The sequence below is a fragment of the Pseudomonas sp. GV085 genome (assembly GCF_003050925.1).
Classification (GTDB): domain Bacteria; phylum Pseudomonadota; class Gammaproteobacteria; order Pseudomonadales; family Pseudomonadaceae; genus Aquipseudomonas.
Window position 1 is genome coordinate 168,888 of sequence record NZ_QAOV01000008.1, and the last position, 20,423, is coordinate 189,310.

General features: G+C 61.8%; 18 protein-coding genes and 2 pseudogenes. 4 read left to right on the plus strand and 16 right to left on the minus strand.

Annotated features, from left to right (window positions below; all coding sequences use genetic code 11):
- Positions 1–9: 9 nt before the first annotated feature.
- The 10 genes and pseudogenes from C8K63_RS18300 to C8K63_RS18345 form a co-directional block, all read right to left on the minus strand.
- Positions 10–1,146, minus strand: coding sequence for a glycosyltransferase (locus C8K63_RS18300; RefSeq protein WP_108217981.1), 1,137 nt, complete (start codon positions 1,144–1,146; stop codon positions 10–12).
- Positions 1,139–2,107 carry a glycosyltransferase family 2 protein gene (locus C8K63_RS18305; RefSeq protein ID WP_108217982.1) on the minus strand — a complete coding sequence of 323 codons (969 nt, stop codon included), beginning with the start codon at positions 2,105–2,107 and terminating at the stop codon, positions 1,139–1,141. Before C8K63_RS18305 ends, C8K63_RS18300 begins: the two co-directional genes overlap by 8 nt.
- Positions 2,104–3,471 carry an O-antigen ligase gene (locus C8K63_RS18310; protein ID WP_108217983.1) on the minus strand — a complete coding sequence of 456 codons (1,368 nt, stop codon included), beginning with the start codon at positions 3,469–3,471 and terminating at the stop codon, positions 2,104–2,106. The genes C8K63_RS18305 and C8K63_RS18310 overlap by 4 nt, the downstream gene beginning before the upstream one ends.
- Positions 3,468–4,562, minus strand: a complete 1,095-nt coding sequence (locus C8K63_RS18315; RefSeq protein ID WP_108218122.1) for a glycosyltransferase family 4 protein — start codon at positions 4,560–4,562, stop codon at positions 3,468–3,470. The genes C8K63_RS18310 and C8K63_RS18315 overlap by 4 nt, the downstream gene beginning before the upstream one ends.
- The gene (locus C8K63_RS18320) at positions 4,559–6,151 is read right to left on the minus strand and encodes a Wzz/FepE/Etk N-terminal domain-containing protein (RefSeq protein WP_108217984.1); all 1,593 of its coding nucleotides are present in this window, start codon (positions 6,149–6,151) and stop codon (positions 4,559–4,561) included. Before C8K63_RS18320 ends, C8K63_RS18315 begins: the two co-directional genes overlap by 4 nt.
- 15 nt (positions 6,152–6,166) lie before the next feature.
- Positions 6,167–7,198 (minus strand): polysaccharide biosynthesis/export family protein, encoded by a 1,032-nt coding sequence (locus C8K63_RS18325; protein ID WP_108217985.1) that lies wholly within the window; start codon positions 7,196–7,198, stop codon positions 6,167–6,169.
- A gap of 22 nt (positions 7,199–7,220) precedes the next feature.
- Entirely contained in the window at positions 7,221–7,868 is a 648-nt protein-coding gene (locus C8K63_RS18330) for a CpsD/CapB family tyrosine-protein kinase (protein ID WP_108217986.1), read from the minus strand.
- Positions 7,869–8,615 (minus strand): annotated as a pseudogene (locus C8K63_RS18335) (sugar transferase).
- 130 nt (positions 8,616–8,745) lie between these two features.
- On the minus strand, positions 8,746–10,098 hold the full coding sequence (locus C8K63_RS18340) for a UDP-glucose/GDP-mannose dehydrogenase family protein (RefSeq protein WP_108217987.1): 1,353 nt from the start codon (positions 10,096–10,098) through the stop codon (positions 8,746–8,748).
- A gap of 486 nt (positions 10,099–10,584) precedes the next feature.
- Positions 10,585–11,625: an AraC family transcriptional regulator gene (locus C8K63_RS18345; protein ID WP_108217988.1), complete on the minus strand. Its 1,041-nt coding sequence runs from the start codon at positions 11,623–11,625 to the stop codon at positions 10,585–10,587.
- Positions 11,626–11,696: 71 nt separating this feature from the next.
- Here C8K63_RS18345 and C8K63_RS18350 point away from each other — a divergent pair, with 71 nt between their 5' ends.
- The gene (locus C8K63_RS18350) at positions 11,697–11,885 is read left to right on the plus strand and encodes a hypothetical protein (RefSeq protein WP_108217989.1); all 189 of its coding nucleotides are present in this window, start codon (positions 11,697–11,699) and stop codon (positions 11,883–11,885) included.
- Here C8K63_RS18350 and C8K63_RS18355 read toward each other — a convergent pair.
- Positions 11,878–12,819 carry a LysR family transcriptional regulator gene (locus tag C8K63_RS18355; protein WP_256594972.1) on the minus strand — a complete coding sequence of 314 codons (942 nt, stop codon included), beginning with the start codon at positions 12,817–12,819 and terminating at the stop codon, positions 11,878–11,880. The genes C8K63_RS18350 and C8K63_RS18355 overlap by 8 nt on opposite strands.
- Positions 12,820–12,913: 94 nt before the next feature.
- Here C8K63_RS18355 and C8K63_RS18360 point away from each other — a divergent pair, with 94 nt between their 5' ends.
- Positions 12,914–13,813 carry an AraC family transcriptional regulator gene (locus tag C8K63_RS18360; protein WP_256594973.1) on the plus strand — a complete coding sequence of 300 codons (900 nt, stop codon included), beginning with the start codon at positions 12,914–12,916 and terminating at the stop codon, positions 13,811–13,813.
- On the opposite strand, the gene C8K63_RS18365 is transcribed toward C8K63_RS18360, so the two are convergent.
- Together C8K63_RS18365 and C8K63_RS30635 are read right to left on the minus strand one after the other, a co-directional pair.
- Positions 13,814–15,241 carry a mechanosensitive ion channel family protein gene (locus C8K63_RS18365; protein ID WP_108217991.1) on the minus strand — a complete coding sequence of 476 codons (1,428 nt, stop codon included), beginning with the start codon at positions 15,239–15,241 and terminating at the stop codon, positions 13,814–13,816.
- Positions 15,242–15,433: 192 nt separating this feature from the next.
- Positions 15,434–15,677: pseudogene (locus tag C8K63_RS30635) on the minus strand (alpha/beta hydrolase); the annotation flags it as partial.
- A 266-nt stretch (positions 15,678–15,943) separates the two neighbouring features.
- On the opposite strand from C8K63_RS30635, the gene C8K63_RS18375 reads away from it, so the two are divergent.
- A complete protein-coding gene (locus C8K63_RS18375) occupies positions 15,944–16,840 on the plus strand; it encodes a LysR family transcriptional regulator (protein WP_108217993.1) in 897 nt (298 codons plus the stop codon).
- Between the two features lie 227 nt (positions 16,841–17,067).
- On the opposite strand, the gene C8K63_RS31115 is transcribed toward C8K63_RS18375, so the two are convergent.
- The 3 genes from C8K63_RS31115 to gspG form a co-directional block, all read right to left on the minus strand.
- Positions 17,068–17,682 (minus strand): hypothetical protein, encoded by a 615-nt coding sequence (locus tag C8K63_RS31115; RefSeq protein ID WP_177413233.1) that lies wholly within the window; start codon positions 17,680–17,682, stop codon positions 17,068–17,070.
- A gap of 155 nt (positions 17,683–17,837) precedes the next feature.
- A complete protein-coding gene (locus C8K63_RS18390; RefSeq protein WP_108217995.1) occupies positions 17,838–19,025 on the minus strand; it encodes a type II secretion system F family protein in 1,188 nt (395 codons plus the stop codon).
- Between the two features lie 14 nt (positions 19,026–19,039).
- Positions 19,040–19,474 (minus strand): type II secretion system major pseudopilin GspG, encoded by a 435-nt coding sequence (gspG, locus tag C8K63_RS18395; protein ID WP_108217996.1) that lies wholly within the window; start codon positions 19,472–19,474, stop codon positions 19,040–19,042.
- A gap of 194 nt (positions 19,475–19,668) precedes the next feature.
- Here gspG and C8K63_RS18400 point away from each other — a divergent pair, with 194 nt between their 5' ends.
- Positions 19,669–20,277, plus strand: a complete 609-nt coding sequence (locus C8K63_RS18400; RefSeq protein WP_108217997.1) for a lytic transglycosylase domain-containing protein — start codon at positions 19,669–19,671, stop codon at positions 20,275–20,277.
- The last annotated feature ends 146 nt before the right edge of the window (positions 20,278–20,423 follow it).

Sequence of the window (20,423 nt, forward strand, 5' to 3'; positions counted from 1 at the left end):
ACGCACCTCTCATCGATTTTGCTCGGGGTTCCATTGGGCGTAACGCTGCCCGCGCAGGAACTGCCACAGGCCGATGCTCATCCCGGCAAGGGTCACCAGGAGGAACGCGGCCAGGCGAAAGGGTTTGGGCAAGCGGTGTTGCGAATCCAGCAGGCCGGCAATGGCCATCGTGTAACCGAGCAATTGTGCGATCAGGCTCAGGCGATAAAAGCCGTGGTCTTCCCACAGCCAGAAATTGCTCAGCAGCAACGGCAGCAACAGGATCGGCGCCAGCCGCCGGATCAGCTTGTGGCTGATCAAGGCAATCGCATACAGGCCGTGGGTCAGCGGATTCATCAGCTCCCGGCGCTGGGCCAGGCTTTGCAAGCCACCCACAGTGACCCGCTGACGACGGCGAAATTGCTTGTCGGCTTCGTCCACGCCCTGATCGATCACCCGGGCCTGGGGCACGTAGACAATCCGCTTGAACGCGACGGGTGCGCAGGTGCTGATAAAGAAGTCGTCGTTGACCTCCGCCGGCACGTTCTGGAACAACTCGCGGCGCAGGGCGAGCAATGCACCGTCGGCGGAGACCATGCAGCCGGTGCGATTTTCCACGTAGCGCAGCCAGCCTTCGTAATGCCGATACAGGCTGTCCCCCACGCTCAAGCCCTTGCCGGTCACCGGGATCATCATGTGCCCGGCGCAGCCACCGACCTGCGGGTCGTTGAGCGGTGCGAGCAAATGGCCGAGGGTGTCGGTGGACCATTGGTTGTCGGCGTCGGTGAACACCAGGATCGTGCCGCTGCTGATCGCGACCCCGGCATTGAGCGTCGCCGCCTTGCCCTGGCGGGGCAGGTCGAGCACGGTGATGCGCGGGTCGTTGACCCTGTGTGCGCAGGCCACGGTGTCGTCGGTCGAGCCGTCACTGGCCAGGATAATGTGCAGTGAGCGGGCCTGATAATCCTGGGCCAGCACGGTGCGCAGTTTTTCTTCGATATGCCGCGCTTCGTTGTGCGCGGCAATCACGATGCTCACGTCCATCGGTTGGGCCGGTCCATGGCGCGGTGCCGGGTAAAACGGTGCCAGCAATGTCAGCAACAGGGGATAACCGAGGTAGGCGTAAACCGGTAGCAACAGGCACAACCAGTAAATGAATTCAGCCACGGGCGGGCCTCCTGGCATTCCAATGACAAAGGCTGAGGATGAACCCGGCGCCCGCCAGGTGCAGGCGCACCCAGTGCAGGCCCCAGAGTTGCAGGGTCAGGAGCGGGTCGCGGTGCCTGGCACTCTGACGCAGGCTCAGTGCCAGGGCGGGCAGGACGGTCAGCAGCAGCATCAGCATCGAATGCTGGGGGAAACCGTCGAACAGGGCGGAAATGGCCATGAAATCGATGATCCAGGCGGCTATCGACAGCAGTGGAAAGCGCAGCAAGCGCAGGCTCGGGCCATGGGTGCGCAGCAGTTGCAGATGACTGCCCTGGCGCCACAATTCCTTGCCCATCCATTCCCGCCAACTGCATTCGTAACCCCAATGCAGCGCCACGCTTTGGTTGACCGAGCGCAGCTTGGCACCGGCGTCGACCAGGCGCATGGTCAGTTCCTTGTCCTCGCCGGTGCGCAGTTGTTCATTGAAACCACCGACCTTGTCGAACCAGCGACGGCGCATCAGCAGGTTGCAAGTGGGCAGCCATTGCGCGACATGCAGCGGCTGCGTATCGGGGCGCAAGGTGCGGCGCTGCCAGGCGTCGGCGTACCACGGCGCTTCGGCCGGGGTGTGCAGGTCCAGGCCGATGACATCGCCCTGGCCGCCGGACTCGAGGTCGAACAACAGCTTGAGCCAGTTCTCGGGCATCTCGACGTCGGCATCGATAAAGGCCAGCCATTCACCGCTGGCGATCGCCGCTCCGCGATTACGCAATGCGCCGATGAGCAGGCCGGGCAGGACCAGAACCTGGGCACCAAGCTGCCGGGCAATGTCCGGGCCCTGGTCGTCGGAGCCGTTGTCGAGCACGATCAACTCGCATTCGACGTTGGCTGCCTCGGCGGCATGTCGTGCCGCGAGCAGGGTCCGGGCGATGTGCTGTTCCTCGTTGTACATCGGGATGATGATACTGATGCGGTTCATGCCTTGACCTCTTTCAGCGGGGCTTCTTCGGCTTTCGTGCGCAGCACGCCGGTCAACGCGAGCATGATCCACAGGTACTTGTGGTTCGGTGCGCTGAGGAACATCAGGAATAACGTCAACGACAGAAAGCTCATGCCCAGGTGGGTCATCAGATCGGCCTGATGAGCGTCTCCTCGCAACAGCCAGGTGTGGCGGGCGCGGATCAGGTTGTACAACCCCAGGGCCAGCATGCCGACGAACATCAGGCCGGCGGGTATCCCCAGTTCACTGAAGATCTCCAGGTAGGTGTTGTGGGCGCGGCGGTACAGATCGTCGGTCTTGCCGCTGACGGAAAAGGTCTTGGCATAACCGGTGGTGGCATAGTGCAGCGGGAACGTGCCGGGGCCGGTGCCGAGCAAGGGGTTCTCGGCGATCATGGCGCTGCCGACCACAATGTAGGAGGCGCGACGGCCCAGGGACGCGTCCTGACTCTTGGCCCCGGAGCTGAGGATGCTCAGCGACTGGATGCGCGCCACGTAACTGGCCGGCATCGCATACAGCCCAAGCGCAATCACAATCGTCAGGCCGAGCATGGCAAAGCCCAGGTGGCGTGGACGAATATGTGGCAACTGTGCGCGGTAGTGCCACGTGCCGATCAACAGGCTGAGGAGCAACACCACCAGCCCCGAACGGGATTCAGTCTTGGTCATGCCGGCCAGCAGCACGAGGGCACAGCCCCCCCAGAACAACCGGTGCAACCGGTTCGGGCTGCGCACCACCAGTAACAGTGCCATGGGCACGGCGAAGGCGATCATCAGGGCAAATTCGTTCGGGTCATTGAGCATGCCGGACGCACGGCCTTCGTCCTGGTATTTGGCCGAGAACATCGCCATGGCGCAGGTCACCGCGACACTGACGGCAACCAGTCTGGCGAACATGTCGAGGTTCAACTCACGCCCGACCAGCAGGGCGATGACAAACAGAATCAGGCCGACGCTCAATTCGCGCAGGTGGCCCAGGGACATGTCCATGTTGTCGGTGTTCAACAGACTGAGCAGGTACAGCACCATGAACCCGATCAGGAAACGCCAGATATTGCTGCGCAGGCGCTCCGACGACAGTTGGTGAATCGCCAGTTGCAGCATCAGGATCAGCGCCAGCGAAGCCCCGAGGAACTTGGAGCCCGACAACGCGCTGTCCTTGAACAGGCCCTCGAAAGGCAGGATGGCGACAATGCCCAGCAGGCCCCAGGTTGGCTTGCGGTACAGCACCGCGACACCCACCAGGCCCAGCACCGCGCCCGGCGCCAGATACGGATAAGGGCTGGCCAGCAATCCGAGGCAGACCAGGCCGAGCAAGCTGACGATCGAGAGCGGAACAATCACACGCGTGCCTCCCGTGCAGTCCGGATGTAAAGCTGCGACCAGCGTTCCGCCAGGACCTTGAGGTCGTAGTGATCCCGTTGCGTACGTTTAGCGTTGTCGATCAACTCGCCGGCCAGGGCCGGGTCATCCAGCAGCGCGCCGATCTGGCGGGCGAGGGCGGTGCTGTCGGTGGGCGCGGCCAGCAGGCCGTTGTGGCGGTCCTGCAAGACATCGGGAATTCCGCCGACGCCGAAGGCCACCACCGGCACCCCGGCCTGCATCGCTTCGAGCAGAATCATCGGCGTGCCTTCGGTGCGCGAGCTGATCACCAACGCATCGAGTTGCCGCCACCAGGCGCGCATGTCGGTCTGGTAGCCCGGCAGCGTGATGCGCGCCTGCAAGCCTGCCTCGTCGATCCGTGCCTGCAGGCTGTCGCGCTCCGGCCCGTCGCCGAGCATCACCGCGTCCAGTTGCGGGTACTGCTGACACAGCGGGATCAGCGCATCGAGAAACAGGTCAGGGCCCTTTTCGCTACTCAGGCGCCCGACGTAACCGGCCAGCCAGCGTTGACGTGCGCCGCTGTGCGGCGGCAAGTCGTCCGCCGCCGGCAGGCCGTTGGGGATTACCTGCAACTTGTCCGTGCGCACATTGGCCTGACGGTGCAGCGCCGCAATGCTTTCGGCGACACACACCACTCGGTTCACCGAGGCTGTGCGGCACAATTGCAGGCTCAGCCAGGTGTAGAACTTCTGCTTGCGACTGCGCGGAGTGAAGCCGTGCTGGGTGATCACCAGTGGCAGGCGCAACAGCGTGGCGCCGAGCCAGCCGAACAACAGGCCCTTGAAGTTGTGCGTATTGATCAGTGGCCGCTGGTCCCGTCGCTGGCGCAAATGCCCCAGCAATGCGCCCAGGCCTGCACAGCCGAGGCAATCGACACCGGCCTGGCGAAATCGCGTGATCAGCTCTGGCGGCGCATCGAGAAACAGCACCTGGTGCTGCCCCGGCGTCGCCAGGCAATGATCCAGCAGCATCCGCTCGGCGCCATAGAAGCCGCCGCTGCTGAGCAAATGAATGATCGGCAGGTCGTGGGTGGTGCCGAGCGGCGCGTTCAATTGCGCACCCAATGCACGAGGGCCGGTACGCTCCAGTTCTTGTGCGGGTTGTTCGGCTGGGTACTGTGATCATTGATCACCAGCAGCACCGGCAAGCCCAGTTCATGGGTGATTTGCGCAGGGTGCTTGAAGCGGTGGTCGAAGAACTCACGCACATAGACCAGGGCAATCGCCAACAGCAAACCGGTGAACAGCCCGAACGGAATGATCAGCATCGGCTTGGGGAACGCCGCTTCGGTCGGTTCGAACGGCGGGCTGAGTATCCGTGCGTTGGACAGGTCGTTGTCCAGTGCGCGCGCGGTGCTGCTTTCAGCGAAGCGCTGGGCATAGGTGGCGAACGCCTTGTGCAGCGCGTTGATCTCGGTGTCCATCTGCCGCAGTTTGCTGCGGGTTTCCTGCAACTGATGGATGCGATTCTGGAACTCGGCAATGCGCGCGGTTTTCTGGTCGATGACCGAGCTGATCGTCATCAGGTCGCTGGTGCGCTCCTGAATCCGGTTGCTGACAATCTTCAGGAATTGCCCACGGGCCCGGATGATTTGCTCGCGGGCCATTTGCATCGGCTCACTGCCGGGCTGCAAGACCGCCAGGTCGTCCATGTAGCGGCTGACCAGGGTCGTCAGTCGCTCACCCAGTTGCTTGATCTCGCGGTCTTCGAACGCGACGCTGTCGACTGTGGTGGTGAAGGTGTAGGGGAAGGTGTAGTCGTTGAACCTGGCATTGTTGGCGGTCGCCAGGCTGGTTTTCAGGTAATCGAGCCAGCGCTGGCTTTGCAGCAGTCGGTCCTGATACAGGTTGAGCGCCTGTTCCTCGGTGTTGATCGCGTTGAGGCGGAACGTGATTTCTTCCTTGGGGTCGGACGAACCGACGCTTTCGAGCAAGGCCAGGCGATTGGCTTCCAGGCCATCGAGACGCACCTGGTACTGCAATTTCTTGGTCTCGTAGAAACTCTGCGGCAGGTCGATCGATTGCATTTCCTGGCGGGTGACCAGGTAGTTTTGCAGCAGGGCAGTGACGAATCGGGTGCCCTGGGCCGGGTCAGGGAAGTGGTAGACGATCGAGATCACGTTGGAGCCCGGCATGGTTTCAACCTTGAGGGCAGCGGACGCTTGTTGCGTGAGGGCATCGAGCAGGGTGTCGCGTACCGGATCGGTCTGCAGCCCGAGCAGGCTGCGAACGGGGTTGATCACGTGTTCGCGAACGGGATTGATCACAAACCGTTTGAGCGGCTGCACCAGCAGTTTGTTGAAGGCGCTCACGGGCTGCGTGTACTCACCCTTTTCGCGCAACTGGCCGATGGTCTGGCGGATCAAGGCCGGCGAACGCAGGATATTGCTCTCGGTCTCCATGTCGGCCAGCGACGGCGGAATGAAGGAAGCGTTTTCCTGATTGAGGGTGCTGGTGGCATCCCCCTGGGAAATTTTCTTGGATTGCACGATCACCTGGGCGGTGATATCGAAACTCTGCTTGAGCAACAGTGGCAAGACCACGGCGATCACGGCAAAGACCAGGAAGACTCGCTTCACCAACTGCTTGTTGGCGAAGAAGATCCTGAAGAACTCATGCAGGTAGTTTTCCTTTGGATTCATGTGGGTACCTGAGAGTTAGTTGCTGCTGTCGTCTTTGTTGTCGACGCGGTAGCTGAAGCTGAGGCCCATGCCCTGGAACAACACGACGTCCGCCAGTTGCCGCACGAGCTCACCGGTGCTGGCCAGTTTGGTCTTGGGCACGTACAGCATGTCGTCCGCTTGCAGGTAGGCGATCTGGGTGGCGTCGCCGGACAAGGCTTTTTCCACGTCGTAACGATGCGCGACCACCTGGTTGCCGTTGCGCCGCATGATCATCACCGAGTCCAGACGTGCCTTGGCGTTGGAACCGCGGGCCATGGTCAGGGCTTCGAGCACCGACACCGGACGGCGGATCGGATAGGAGCCCGGCTGGCCGACTTCACCCAGTACATAGATTTCGTTGCCGGCGGTGGACTTGAGCAGCACGTCCACGGTCATGCGCCCCGGCAGGGTGGCATAGCGATTATTGAGGTAGGCCTGCAGTTGGTTGAGGGTCATGCCTTGCAGCGGCACGGCACCGATTTCCGGGAAGCTGGCATAGCCGTCGGTGCCCACGGTGATTTCCCGGCTCATACCGGTGGCGGGGTGGTTGAGCACGGACTTGAGGTTCCATTCACCGGCCAGCGGGTTCACCACCGTCACTGACAGCTGATTGCGGTTGGGCTGGAACAGCTGTTTGCGATCGTAGGCGCGCTGAATGGCGTCCCGTGCTTCATCGCGGGTCAGGCCCTCGATTTTCACCGTGGTGTGGGCCCCGGGCAGTTCGATGGTGCCATCGGGCAGCACCAACTGGTTGCCGTTGAACTGGCTGGCGGCGGTGAAATTCAGCGCGATCGTGTCCCCGGACTGCACGCGATAGGCGGCCGAGCCACTGGTGCTGATGTGGAAGATCACGTCCAGCACGTCCTGTGGGCGCAGGGTCTGCTCGACCTTGGGCACGTCGGTGGCCTGGGCATTGGCCGGTGGGGCCGTGAGGATTTGCACCGGCATGCTTTGTGATTCGTCGGAGGAAATGCTGGAGCAACCTGCAAGGGGTAGCAGCAGCAGGACAAGCATCTTGGCGTTCATGGCGTCATCCTTGTCTGACTGCTCACAGGTTTTTGTACAGCCATTCGGGCATGTAGTACTTGCGTCGGTTGAACACGCTGCCGACCAGCTTCGCTCCCGCCTGGCTCAAGCGCTTGGCCGCGGCCTGGGCCACTTCCCAGCGGGTGTCTTCCGCGGGGACGACCAGGACCACACCGTCCACCTGGGTGCTGATGACCAGGGTGTCGGAGGCCGAATACACCGCGTCGCCGTCGATCACCACGAAGCGGTAGCGGATGCCGAGTTGATCGAGCAGCGGGCTCAGGCACTCGGGTGTCAGGTGCTCGTTGCCACGGAAGTATCGGCCCAATGGCAGAACGTGAAAGGGCAGGCTGGAGACGTCCACCACGCAGTCCTGCAACAAGGGCGGGCTCTGGGTGTTGAACATCAAGTCGCGAAACCCTCGTTCCTTGCTCAGCCCCAACTGTTGCGTGAGGTTGGTCGCCGAATGGCTGGCATCCACCAGCAACACCAGGCCGCTGCTCATCTTCGCCAGTTGACTGGCCAGCGCCAGGGCGCTGGTGGTGGTGCCTGCGCCGGGGTTGGCGGCGGTCAGGTACAGGATCCGCAGGTTCTGGTCGAGTACGGTCGATGTCAGGTTGGACTCGCTCGGGCTGGCAATGCTGAGGCTTTTAGCCGATGAACCGTCCATTCAACTCGCTCCGTGACCGCTGAACACTTTGAAAGGGGTTTTCAGCAGAATCTTCAAATCAAGCAGCAGGCTCTGCTGGGCGATGTAAGCGAGGTCCAACTCAACGCGCTGGTCGAAATCGATATTGCTGCGCCCGGAGATTTGCCACAGGCCGGTCATGCCGGGGTAGATGCTCAGGCGCGCAAGATGCTTGTCCTCGTAGCGGTAGGCGTTGAACGAAGTCGGCCTGGGGCCTACCAGGCGCATGTCGCCGGTCACCACGTTTAACAGGTTCGGCAGCTCATCGAGACTGGTGCGTCGCAGGAAACTGCCGATACCGGTGATGCGCGGGTCCTTGTCGATCTTGAAATCGATGGCGTCGGCGCCGTGCTTGTTCAGGTGCCGCAGGGAGTCCTTGAGCTCCTCGGCGTTGACGACCATGGTGCGGAATTTGTACATGCCGAACAGGCGGCCGCGGTAGCCGGTGCGTTTCTGCACGAACATCACCGGCCCCGGGCTGGTCAGTTTGATGGCCAGCGCCAGCCCCAGCAGCACCGGGGAAATCAGCACCAGGACCAGCGCTGCGCCGAAGCCGGCCAGGACGCGGTTGGTGCGCGACAGGGTCCACGGCCGGCCACCTTCGCGACCGGTTATTCAGCCACAACCCTGCATGTGGATGGCGGCATCCATGCGCTTGCGTTGCTCGGGGTCCAGGCGCTTGTCCCTATGCATTTTGTTAAGGGGCACACTTTTTTCGTGTTCAGACATAGATTCTCCGCAGAGTTAAGCCGTGTGCGGCATGGCCGACGCAGTCAGTCGTAAGTGCGAGACCAGGCAACGACGCGCCCCGGTCCCTCATCGGACACCCATAAACCGGCTGCTGCGGTGACGAGAGTCTTCATGGATGGACGGCCTCGGGCACGATGTGGCGCAAGCCAATGCCGCAGTAATGCAGGCCGGCGGCCGCCACCTGTTCCGGGCTGTACAGGTTGCGCCCGTCCACGATCACCCGTTCACGCAGTTTGCTCGCCAGCATGTCGAAGTCGACCACGCGGAAGTTTTTCCACTCGGTGCAGATCACCAGGGCATCGGCGTCTTCGAGTGTGTCATCGCGGGTGGCGCACAGATGCAGGTCGTTGCGGTAGCCGTAAAGGCGCCGGCATTCGGACATGGCTTCCGGGTCGTAGGCCTGCACGCTCGCGCCTTCGGCCCAGAGTGCTTCCATCAGGTAGCGGCTGGGTGCTTCGCGCATGTCATCGGTGTTGGGTTTGAACGCCAGGCCCCACACGGCGATGGATTTGCCGGCCAGTCCACCGGGAAATTGCGCCTTGAGTTTGCTGAACAGGATATGCCGCTGGTGGTCGTTGACGTCGGTCACGCTACGCAGCAACTTGAGGGGCATTCCGGCATGTTCGGCGGTGTGCAACAGGGCGCGCAGGTCCTTGGGGAAGCACGAACCGCCGAAGCCGCAACCGGGGTAGATGAAGTGGTAACCGATGCGCGGGTCCGAGCCGATGCCTTTGCGCACGGCTTCGATATCTGCTCCCAGCAACTCGGTGAGGTTGGCCAGTTCGTTCATGAAGCTGATGCGCGTGGCCAGCATCGCGTTCGCCGCGTACTTGGTCAGCTCGGCGCTGCGGTTGTCCATGAACATCAATTTGTCGTGGTTGCGGCAGAACGGCGCGTAGAGCTCGCTCATCTGGCTGCGGGCTTGATCGTCAGTGGTGCCGACGATGATCCGGTCCGGGCGCATGCAATCGGCCAGGGCACTGCCTTCCTTGAGGAATTCCGGGTTGGACACCACCCGTACCTTCAGCGAACTTTTGCCGCGGTGCTGCAACTCTTCAACGGCAGTCGCGCTGACCTGATCCGCCGTGCCGACCGGTACCGTGGACTTGATGATCAGGGTGCGGTCGGCCTCCATGAAACTGGCGATCTGCCGGGCCACGTTCAGCACATGGCTGAGGTCGGCCGAGCCGTCTTCGTCGGCGGGCGTACCGACGGCGATGAAAATCAGCTCGGCATGCTCCACCGCATCGCTGGCCTGGGTGGTGAAGAGCAGGCGACCGGCCTTGATGTTTTCTTCAAGGGTGCCGGACAGCCCCGGCTCACTGATCGGTGGCACGGCCTGTTGCAGTTGCCGGATCTTGTTCGGATCGATGTCGACACACAGGACGCGATGTCCGACATCGGCCAGTGCCGCTGCTTGAATCAGGCCAACATAGCCCGTACCAAATACGCTTACGTCCATATTAGCGTGCCTCGCAAGACGTGGAGAGTTGCAAAACAAGACTGTCAAAAGGGGTATAGACCAGCCTCGGTAAACCGTGTCAGCAAACCGGCATGTAATAGGGGCAAGACACTCCCAAATGTGGGGGCGATCGCCATCAAGGTCGCAGCACTATTGGCTTTTCCCCCGATTTTGGCTGTTCAGCGAAAATCTCAAGAAAACGACAGGCGGTCGTAAGCCTTGAAGTACAAGGGTTGTAGCTGCTAAGTGTGTCAGGTTTGAGTCGCCGGCTTGATGACCATTTTTAACAAAGGTCGCCAGTTCTCACGCACGGATGGCGTAAAGCCAGTGTTAAAAAATGTCCAACAACCTGCTGGTCAAGTGCCTGATACACCGCGGGCATTTCGGCGGTGTAGCCGAGGATCGGTGGACAGGAGTCCACGGTGCAGTCCATGAGCATGATGTTGCTGGGCCTGGATCAGCAAGGCGGCGCACTTGCGTGGTTTTTCATTGACCTTGCCGGGTTCGCCAGGCGCCCGGTGAGCACCCCAGCCACCGCAGGCAGGCACGGTTGAAGCTTTGCACGTCGCTGTAGCCCAGGCGGTCGGAAATCTCCACCAGCTCCAGGTCTGTCCCCTGCAAAAAATCTTCGGTCCGGTAGCGGCGGTATTCGTCGAGCAACTCTGAAAAACTCCAGCCCAACGCCTTCAAGCGTCGGGCGGCGGTGCGCTCGAGCAAATGCCGGGTGGTACAGAATCGCTGCCAGTTGGCCTCGGCGAGGTCGGTGATCAAATAGTCGCAGACTTGCTCCAGCAAGGTCGGTTCGCTGTTGCGTCGGGTCTGCTCCACCAGTTCGACCAGCATGAGTTCCAGTTCATGATTACCCGGCGTCAACGGGATCACGAACAGCTGTGGATCGAGGCGGATCGAGTGCTGCGCCTGCCCCCATTGCACCGGTGCGCGAAAGGCTTGTTCATGTTCCTGCAGATTGGCCGTGCAGGCACCGGCCAGCCCGATGCCCAGAACCGGATCACGCTGCAGGCCGCTGGCGAGGAATTTGCGCCGCAACATGCTGCACAGGCTGATGAGGATGTAATCGGCGGTTGACGCGCTGGTTTTCACGCTGCCATGGTCGAGCAGGTGCAATTCGACGCGGTCGTCGCCGCGCACGATCCGGGCCTGGAAGTGTCCGTTGAAAAACGGAAAGAAACGCACGAAATACTGGCAGGCGCTGTCCAGTGAGTCGGCCACGTCGAACAGGTACGTCAGGCCGTTGGTGGCGGTGGAAACGAATCGCCGACCGGCCGCCAGGCCGATCAGCGGGTCGCCGGTCTGTTCCAGGGCAAATGCCCAGAAGCGCCGCGACATGAACAGCGGAATGCGCATGAATGGCGTACGCAACTCGAACAGGCTGCGTCGCAACAGGCCTTCGATGCGTTCCCGGTCCACACCCCGGGCCAGCAACTCTTCGATGGCCGGCAACAGGGTCGGCGCGTAGAACGCGTTGGGTATTGATTGATCGTGCAGCGGCCGGTCGCTTTTTGTCATGCAGGGCTCACAGCTTGTTGCGGAACACGGGTCAGGCTGGCCGACGTTAAGCGATTTGCCGGAGCAAGACCATGCTTGATTTACGCCAGCTCGATGCCTTGCTCGAATCGCCCCGCGCCGATTGGCAGGTGCGTTATTTCGATGTGACACCAAACCCTGTGGGAGCGAGCCTGCTCGCGATTGGGCCGTGTCAGTCGACATTATTGTTGAATGACACACCGCTATCGCGAGCAGGCTCGCTCCCACAGGGATTTATGTAACTTCTTGAGGGGCATAGTTCGACGCCAGCAAGCGCCGGTCGACCGTCAACACCGCATCGACCATCGCCAGCGCGGCGGGTGTCAGGGAGTGGCCGGCGCGGCTGACGATGCCGTAGTGCAATTGCAGGCCGGGATCCTCCTTGGGTACATCGGCAAATTCCAGCAGGCGGACCAGGCCCTGGTCGACCAGTTCGGCCAAGGCCTCCACGGTGGCGATGCCCACCGCGTCGGAGCGCATCACCACGCGGCGGATGGCGTCGAACTGCGCGCATTCCACGCTCGGATTGAAGTCCGCCTCGCCCTGCACGTCGGCGAGGATCTTGCGGATCATCGGCGGTATTCGCGTGCCGACCACCGCGTAGTCGAGCAGGGCGCGCAGGGACAGATTCCGCTGCTGCGCCAGGGGATGGCCGACACGGCAAAAGAACCACCCGCGCCGGGGGCGCAACAGCTGTACCTGGTATCGCGGGTCGCCGGTGAAGTACCGCGCGTCGGCCACGAGGAATTCGATCTGCTGTTCACGAAGCCAGACCGCCAGTTGTTCCCAGTCGCCCTGGTGGAGACTGATGCGGATCGCCGGATGGGCCTGAATGAATTCCGCCAGCGCCTCGGGCACCAGCACCTGGGCCGGATACGGGCCGCAGCCGAAGCGCAGCTCGCCACCGGTCAGACCGTTGTATTGCGTCAGTTCGTTGTGCAGGGCCTGGCTGCCGGCGAGCAGGCGCCGGGCATGTTGCAGCACCAGTTCGCCTTGACCGGTCAGGCGCAATTCGCGGCTGCTGCGCTCCACCAGCACGCAGTCGAGGTCGCGCTCCAGGGTCTGGATGCTGCGACTGAAGGCCGGTTGGCTGAGATTGATCGCCTCAGCGGCGCGCCCGAAGTTGCGGTAATCGGCCAGGGCGACAAGGTGGCGGAGCTGTCGTAGATCCATCATGCGTCTCCTGCATTCGGCGGATACTTTTAATGCATTGGATCGATAGCACAGAGGCTGGCATAAGTACACGCCTGTCCTCTCGCCGTAACCTGCCATGACCAGCCAACCGTTCATTTCCAGTGCCTTCACCCGCACCATTCTCAGCCATGCCCGGCAGTCCGGCCTGTGCCAGGACCAACTGCTGCAACGGGCCGGCATCTGCCTGTCGTTGCTCGAAGGTCAGGACCTGCAGGTGCCTGCGCATCTGGTCGAACGCCTGTGGAATGAATGCGAGCGTGCGGGTGCGGGCGCATCGTTTGGCTGCGAACTGGTCAACGGTATGGCGACCACCACGCTGCGAGGTCTGAACATTCTGTTGGACTCCGCAGCGACCCTGCGTGCGAGCCTGGCGTGCTTCATCGATTTCCTGCCACGGGTGACCAACTACCTGGTGGCGGAACTGGAGGAGGGTGACGGGCAGGCCCACCTGCACTTGCGCGGTGCCGGTCAACAGCCGCATTTTTTCGGCCTCGATGCGGCGACCCTGACGTTGGTGCGCAACATCGCCCGACGCCTGGGACGAGCACCGGCGCAGGTGTTTGTGGCCGTTCGCGTGACGCCGCAACAGGCTGCCGGGCAGTGGTTGCGTAGCGTTGGTATCGAGGTGCTGGAGGGGGCGCATCCGTGTTTGAGCCTGTCAGCGGCCAGTCTCGATGAGCCGTTGCCGGGGGCCAACGGGTTTTTGCATCAGAGCATGTTGCGGCACTGGCAGACTGCTGCTGCGCAACATACCCGCAGTGACAGTCTGGAGTTGGCGCGGCACTGGTTGACGGCAGGTGATCAGCCGATTGAGCGGATCGCCGAGCGGTTGGGGTATCGGCAGCCGAGTAATTTCATTCGGGCGTTTCGCAAGCAGTTCGGGATTACGCCCAAGCAGTTTCGCCTCTGTGATGTATCCGGTCGGCCGGCAGGTCGCCTTCGTCGGAACGCCGCCCGGACCAGGCTCGCTCCGTGATCAACGATTTTGCAACCAGCTCAAAAAACCACCTTTCTTGACCGCCACCGGTTTGGCCATCAAGGCCATCCGGCTGTTCTGCTGGCGCACCGCTTGCAGCTTGTTCAACGCCCGGTCGACTTCGCGGCGTTGCTCCATGCAACTGCGGGTCAGGGATTTGTCGAGGCGGTAAATGATGCTTGAGGTCAGAGCGGTGAACCGTGCCTGGGACGGCGTGTCGGCAAGAATGCTCTGTTCACCCATGACTTCACTCGGCCCCATGCGTCCGGCTTCGATCTGCGTGCTGCCGTCGGGGACAGTGGCGCTGACCACACCGGTGGCGATGACGAATAAACTGTCCGGCACTTCCTCCAGATCCAGCACCACCTCACCAGCCGCATATTGCTGTGCCACCATGTTCCGGGCCAGACGATCACGTTCCTCGGCGCTCAGGGAACGGAAGATTTTCACTTCATCGAGCAAGGCCCGTGCGCGGGTCGACGGCTCGATCACGCCATCGGGCTGCCGGGAAATGCCGGCTGCTTCGAGGTGCCGATGGGCCAGGTCGAACAGTTGATTGCGCACTTCGCCCTTTTTGCCCAGTTCGGCGATGAAGCCGCTGGCCACGTATTCGGACATGGTTTCGCCGGCCTCCTTGAGCACGGCTTTGGGCGGTGGGTTGAGCAGCAGACTGCTGCTGCCCTGAAGGGTGCGGTCCAGGGCATCGAGTACCCGACGCGGGCGGATGTGGTTGGGCACCTGAATGCTGATCGACACGCCGTGCAGGTTGGTCGGGCGGCTGAGGTTGACGATCTTCGCCTTGGCCGCCACCGAGTTCGGCACCACAGCGGTGCTGCCGGCACTGGTCAGCAGGTGGGTGGCGCGCCAGTCGATGTCCAGCACCTTGCCTTCGACACCGTCGATGGAGACCCAGTCATCGACCTGATAGGGCTTGGTGGTGTTGAGCACGATACCGGAGAACACGTCGCTCAAAGTGCTCTGCAATGCCAGACCCACCACGATGGCGACGACGCCAGAGGTCGCCAGCAAACCTTTCACTGGCAGCTCCAGCACGTAGCCGGCGGCGGCGACGACGGCAACCAGGAACACCAGTGCGCCGATGACATCCTGCAACAGCCGGCCGCTGTGGCCGATGCGTCGCATCAGGACCAGACCGATCACTTCGGTCAGCACCCGCGCGGCGTACAACCACCACAGGATTCCCAGTGCCGTAGCCCCGAGCTGCGCTACGCGATCATCGGCAAACAGTGGCGCCTGCAACGGGCTGACGCCGGCGTTGATGATCACCGCGCTGAACAGCACAAACAGCGCCAGACGCACACCGACCCGGCTGACGCGATGCTTGAATGGCGCGAGGTGCCAGAGCAGGGCGTCGATGGCCAGCAGCAGGGTGCTCAGGGAGAGCAGGTGGGCATAGACAAAGGACATGGGGATGCTCCGGAAATGAGGTAGCGCAGATCAAGAGTGCTGTTGTGGGAGCGAGCCTGCTCGCGATAGCGGTTCAACATTCAATGAAGATGTCGACTGATATTCCGCATCGTCGGAACGCCGCCCGGAGCCGGCTCGCTCCCACAGAAAAGCCCTTCACCACACAACCAGTGTGCGATGAAGGGCAGGGTCTCACTGCAAATGAACCTTGAGCTCCAGCGCAGCCTGGCGTACCGCTGCTTTCACTTCGGGAATCTGGCTCAGCGGGTTGAGCAGGCCGAAGTCGTGGATCATGCCGTTGTAGCGGACCGAGGTCACCGGCACGCCCGCCGCATCGAGGTGGCGGCGCTTTTTGCTCCTTGGCCATCAAGGCCACGACCGCCGCCATGTTGCCGCCGACGCTGTTGCCGGCCACTGCCAGGCGCTTGCCGTCGAGCAGGGACGCAGTCAGGGTTTTCTGGACGAGGTTCATGGTCAATTCCATTTTGATCGTGGGTGTACGCGGTTAGGCAGGAGCTGCCGAAGGCTGCGATCTTTCTGGCCGTTTCGAAACGCTGGATCAAAAGATCGTCCGAACGCGGCCCGAGCCTTCGGCAGCTCCTGCATGCAAGGGTGGGTTCAACACCGTGAACACAGATTAATAGGGTGCCTGGAAGAGAAAAATCGGCTATAAAGTGTTTGACTGTCAACCGGGACGTGACAATGAACCCCTTCGAAGATATGCGTATTTTTTGCCAGGTGATGGACTCCGGCAGTTTCACGGCTGCCGCCGATCAACTGGGCCTGTCCAAGCAGTTTGTCAGCCGCCGCTTGATGCAACTCGAAGAGCGCCTGGGCGTGCGCTTGCTCAATCGCTCGACCCGGCGACTGGATGTCACGCCGCTGGGGCAAAGCTATTACGAGTCAGCCTTGCGCCTGCTCAGCGAAGTCGAACAAGTGGAGCAGGGCATCGCCGGCCAGACCACCGAACCACGGGGGACCATTCGTGTGAGTGCGCCGCTGTCGTTCGCACTGGCGCATCTGGGGTGTCTGTTGCCGGTGTTTTTGCAGCGCTATCGCGATGTGACGGTGGAGATGGATTTGAGTGATCGCCCTGTGGACTTGCTGGGTGAAGGTTACGACCTGGCATTGCGCATTGGCACACTGGAAGACTCGACGCTGATCGCCCGACGCATTGCCTCCATTGAACGGGTGTACTGCGCAAGCCCCGCGTACCTGGTCGAACGCGGCACGCCGCTCAAGCCTGAAGATTTGCACGGACACGACTGCCTGCCGTACGGCCATGGTCGTCAGGTGCAATGGCGTTTTGCGGGGCAGGGCAAGCCATTGAGCGTCAATGTCAGCGGACGGATGCGGGTCAACAACGGCGAATTGCTCAAGGACGCAGCGATCGCCGGGCTGGGGATCACCTATTTGCCGACGTTCATTGTCGGTACGGCGCTGAAAGATGGAAGGCTGGTGGAAGTGCTGGAGGATTTCAGGCCGGAGCCGCTGACGTTGTCTGCGGTCTATCCGCAACACCGGCAGAGTTCACGGCCGGTGCAGGCGCTGGTTGAGTTCTTGCGCGAACGGCTGGATCAGTCTGAGGGTAGGCTGTAGAGCGGTTGATTGTCTGACTCACATTGACCACTGTAGGAGCCGGCTTGCCGGCGAAGGCGTTTTTGATGGCGCTGCACGTCCCAAGGCCGCCTTCGCTGCGATGCGGCGACCCGACAAGCCGGCTCCTACAAAAACGGGTACACACCGTCATTTTTTGTGTCCACACATTCCCTGTAGGAGCAAGCCCGCTCCCACAGGGTTTTGTGTTGTATGGGAGTCAGTGGGAATCAGATCCTTTTGTCATCGCCGGGCTCGGCATGGACACCACGGTCATCTCCGGGCTCGCCATTGGCATGGACACCACGGTCATCGCCGGGCTCGCCATTGGCATGGACGCCACGGTCATCGCCGGGCTCGCCATTGGCATGGACACCACGGTCATCGCCGGGCTCGCCATTGGCATGGACGCCACGATCATCGCCGGGTTCGCCATTGGCATGGACGCCGCGATCATCCCCAGGTTCATCATGGGTACCGCTGCGTCCTGAGGACGAGGCCGTTCCGGAGTGGCTCGAACCGCTGTTGGCACTGCCATGACCGCTGTTGCTGCCATGGTCGCCACTATGGCCGCTGCCGCTGTTGCTGCCATGGTCGCCGCTATGGCCGCTTCCACCGTGACTGCCGCCACCGCCGCCACCGCCGCCACTACCGCCGCCACCACCACCACTACCGCCGCCGCCACTACCTCCACCACCACCACCACTTCCGCCACCGCCACCGCCACTACCCCCATCCTTGGCCTGAGCACTGGATACCCCGGACAGGCTGTCCGGAATCAATACAGTAGACGCCGACAGAACCGCGCCAATAGCTACTGCCAGTAAAAGCTTATTGATGAGCATGTCGTTCTCCGTCTTCTAATTCAGATTGGAACGTGGATGAACATTGCAAGTGCTGCTTTTTTCCCCATGGGAACTTGTTAAACACTTCGACGGACTGGTTTATTCAATGGGAGGTTGAAAAGATGCAACGGGCAGCGCGGCCCTGTTCCATCAGGTCAGTGAATGCTCGAGGCCAGTTCAAAAATCGGGATGTACATCAGGATCACGATCACCCCGATCAACAGGCCGATGAAGGTCATGAGCAGGGGTTCGAACAGCCGTACGAACCATTCGATCCAGCGGCCGATTTCTTCGTCGTAGAAGTCGGCACTGCGCTCCATCATCTGCCCGAGGTTGCCGGACTGTTCGCCGGCGCGCAGCAGGCGCAGGGATACCGGAGTCACCAGGTGATTGAGTTCCAGCGCGGTAGAAAGCGAGTGCCCCTCGCGCACCCGGTCGCAGGCCTGGTCCAGGCGCGCGCGGGAGGCGACGCTGAGCAAGCCACGGACCATGCCCATGGCGGTGACCAGGGGAATGCCGCCTTGCAGCAGTATGCCTAGCGAACGGTAGAAGCGCGCCAGTTCATACATGAAAATGCGCTGGTGCACCGCGGGGAGTTTTTCGATCAGGCGGTCCAGCCCCCGACGAAAGGCCGGTTGGCGCTGGAGCAGGGCGAGGGCGACGATGATGGCCAGCAAGCCACCGAAGAATTCGCCCTGGTGGGTGTGCAGGAACATGCCGCTGCTCATCAGGATCTGCGACATCCACGGCAGGTTCGACCCCAGCCCTTCGAATACCAGGCTGAAGCGCGGTACGACGTAGCCCATCAAAAACAACACCACGCCACCTCCCACCACCAGCAACAGCATGGGGTAGATCGATGCGCTGACGATCTTCTGGCGAACCTCGTCCATGCGCTGGCGATAGCTGACATACCGGCCCAGGGCATCGCCCACGGCGCCGGTCTTCTCACTGGACTGCACCAGCGCCACGTACAAAGGCGGGAAAACCGCCGATAGCTGCCCCAAGGCCTGGGAAAACGATTTGCCCTCGTACAGCAAGCGCACCAGCTCGCTCAGGGTCTTGCGGGCTTGTGGCGCGTTTTCCTTTTCCGCCAGGCTTTCCAGCGCATCGATCAACGGCAGGCCGGCGTTGAGCAACGTGGTCAGTTCCTGGCTGAACAATACCAGGTTGAAGGTCTCGCGCTTGTGCAGGCGCAGGGCCCGCCAATGTCGCTCGGCGTGCAGGCTGACGACTCGCAGGCCCTGGTCTTCGGCGATGCGCCTGGCTTCGCTGTGCCCCGGCGCCTCGATGGTCATTGAGACGACACCGGCCTTGCCAACGGCTTTGAGATGAAAGCGCATGGTCGCCTTTCCCGTCAGTTCCAGTTGGTGACTTCGGCGTTCTCGCCTTCGCCGCCGGGCTGTCCGTCCTTGCCCAGGGACAACAGGTCGTACTCGCTGTTTTCACCGGGATAGCGATAGCTGTAGTTATGGCCCCAGGGGTCTTGCGGGAGTTTTTTCTGCAGGTACGGGCCGGTCCAGCGCGGTTCATCGGCAGGGGCAGTGACCAGCGCCTGCAAACCCTGTTCGGTCGACGGGTAGTGGCCGACCTCCAGGCGGTAAAGGTCCAGGGCTTTGCTCAAGCCTTCTATTTGCGCCTTGGCCACTTTCACTTCGGAACGGCCCAGTTGGGCGAAGTACTTCGGCGCCACGATGCCGGCCAACAGTCCCAGCACTACCAGTACCACCAACAGTTCGAGCAGGGTGAACCCGCTTTGGTTGCGCCGGGCATAGCCCAGATGCTGATTCATGATGACCTCCCACAGTCGACAGCAGAGTCTCTATACAGGCGCATGCAATTGCCATGCTCATGACTGGACATCCTTCTGCACCCCCTGTGCTACGGGCCTTTCACTTACGGCACGGTGCTTGCGTATAGCTATTTTACTACCGGCCATTGGGGCAATACCCCCATTTTTCGGGGCCAGGCAGGGGAGGCAAAACAATGAAAGCCATCACCGCAGGATTGCTCGGATTACTCGCGCTCGCTGGTGCCGCACAGGCTGATGTGTTCGTTTCCCTGGACGCCAAGGGCAACTATGTCCTGTCCAATGTCCACCGCCCCGGACGCCACTATGAACGGGTGATCCATGAACCCGATGCGGCGCTCGTCAGTCTCGATCAGCAGCCGCAGATGATCGCCGCGCAACCCTACGCCGAGCTGGTGTCGGCGGCGGCAACAGCCAACGAACTACCGGCGGCGCTGCTGCACGCAGTGATCAAGACCGAGTCCGGCTACAACGCTCGCGCTACCTCACCCAAGGGCGCTCGCGGACTGATGCAGTTGATGCCCAGAATCGCCCGCGAAATGGGTGTGACCAACGCCTACGACCCCAAGGCGAACATTCAGGGTGGCGCCCGCTATCTCAAGCGCCTGATGACGATGTTCGACAACGATATCCGCCTCGCCGTGGCCGCCTACAACGCCGGTCCGCAAGCGGTGCTCAGCCGGGGCAACAGGATCCCGCCGTTCGCCGAAACCCTGCGTTATGTGCCCAATGTGCTGAACCACTATCGGCGTTTACAGGGGTTGTCCGCGGATGCGCCGCTGTGATCGAAACCCCGTGGATGGTTTTCCCCAATAGTGGGGAATGGTGGCCCTGGCGAGAAAATGGGGGATTGGGTGGGGAATATCCCCCCCGGCTTATCAAATCGTGATCGTAACCAACTGATTAGTAATGTGATTTTTTGTGGCACGCG

Bases quoted from the DNA above. Each gene is read 5' to 3' on its own strand.
- C8K63_RS18305 (WP_108217982.1), bottom strand. From the start codon at position 2,107: ATGAACCGCATCAGTATCATCATCCCGATGTACAACGAGGAACAGCAC.
- C8K63_RS18320 (WP_108217984.1), bottom strand. From the start codon at position 6,151: ATGAATCCAAAGGAAAACTACCTGCATGAGTTCTTCAGGATCTTCTTC.
- C8K63_RS18325 (WP_108217985.1), bottom strand. From the start codon at position 7,198: ATGAACGCCAAGATGCTTGTCCTGCTGCTGCTACCCCTTGCAGGTTGC.
- C8K63_RS18330 (WP_108217986.1), bottom strand. From the start codon at position 7,868: ATGGACGGTTCATCGGCTAAAAGCCTCAGCATTGCCAGCCCGAGCGAG.
- C8K63_RS18340 (WP_108217987.1), bottom strand. From the start codon at position 10,098: ATGGACGTAAGCGTATTTGGTACGGGCTATGTTGGCCTGATTCAAGCA.
- C8K63_RS18345 (WP_108217988.1), bottom strand. From the start codon at position 11,625: ATGACAAAAAGCGACCGGCCGCTGCACGATCAATCAATACCCAACGCG.
- C8K63_RS18350 (WP_108217989.1), top strand. From the start codon at position 11,697: ATGCTTGATTTACGCCAGCTCGATGCCTTGCTCGAATCGCCCCGCGCC.
- C8K63_RS18355 (WP_256594972.1), bottom strand. From the start codon at position 12,819: ATGATGGATCTACGACAGCTCCGCCACCTTGTCGCCCTGGCCGATTAC.
- C8K63_RS18360 (WP_256594973.1), top strand. From the start codon at position 12,914: ATGACCAGCCAACCGTTCATTTCCAGTGCCTTCACCCGCACCATTCTC.
- C8K63_RS18365 (WP_108217991.1), bottom strand. From the start codon at position 15,241: ATGTCCTTTGTCTATGCCCACCTGCTCTCCCTGAGCACCCTGCTGCTG.
- C8K63_RS18375 (WP_108217993.1), top strand. From the start codon at position 15,944: ATGAACCCCTTCGAAGATATGCGTATTTTTTGCCAGGTGATGGACTCC.
- C8K63_RS31115 (WP_177413233.1), bottom strand. From the start codon at position 17,682: ATGCTCATCAATAAGCTTTTACTGGCAGTAGCTATTGGCGCGGTTCTG.
- C8K63_RS18390 (WP_108217995.1), bottom strand. From the start codon at position 19,025: ATGCGCTTTCATCTCAAAGCCGTTGGCAAGGCCGGTGTCGTCTCAATG.
- gspG (WP_108217996.1), bottom strand. From the start codon at position 19,474: ATGAATCAGCATCTGGGCTATGCCCGGCGCAACCAAAGCGGGTTCACC.
- C8K63_RS18400 (WP_108217997.1), top strand. From the start codon at position 19,669: ATGAAAGCCATCACCGCAGGATTGCTCGGATTACTCGCGCTCGCTGGT.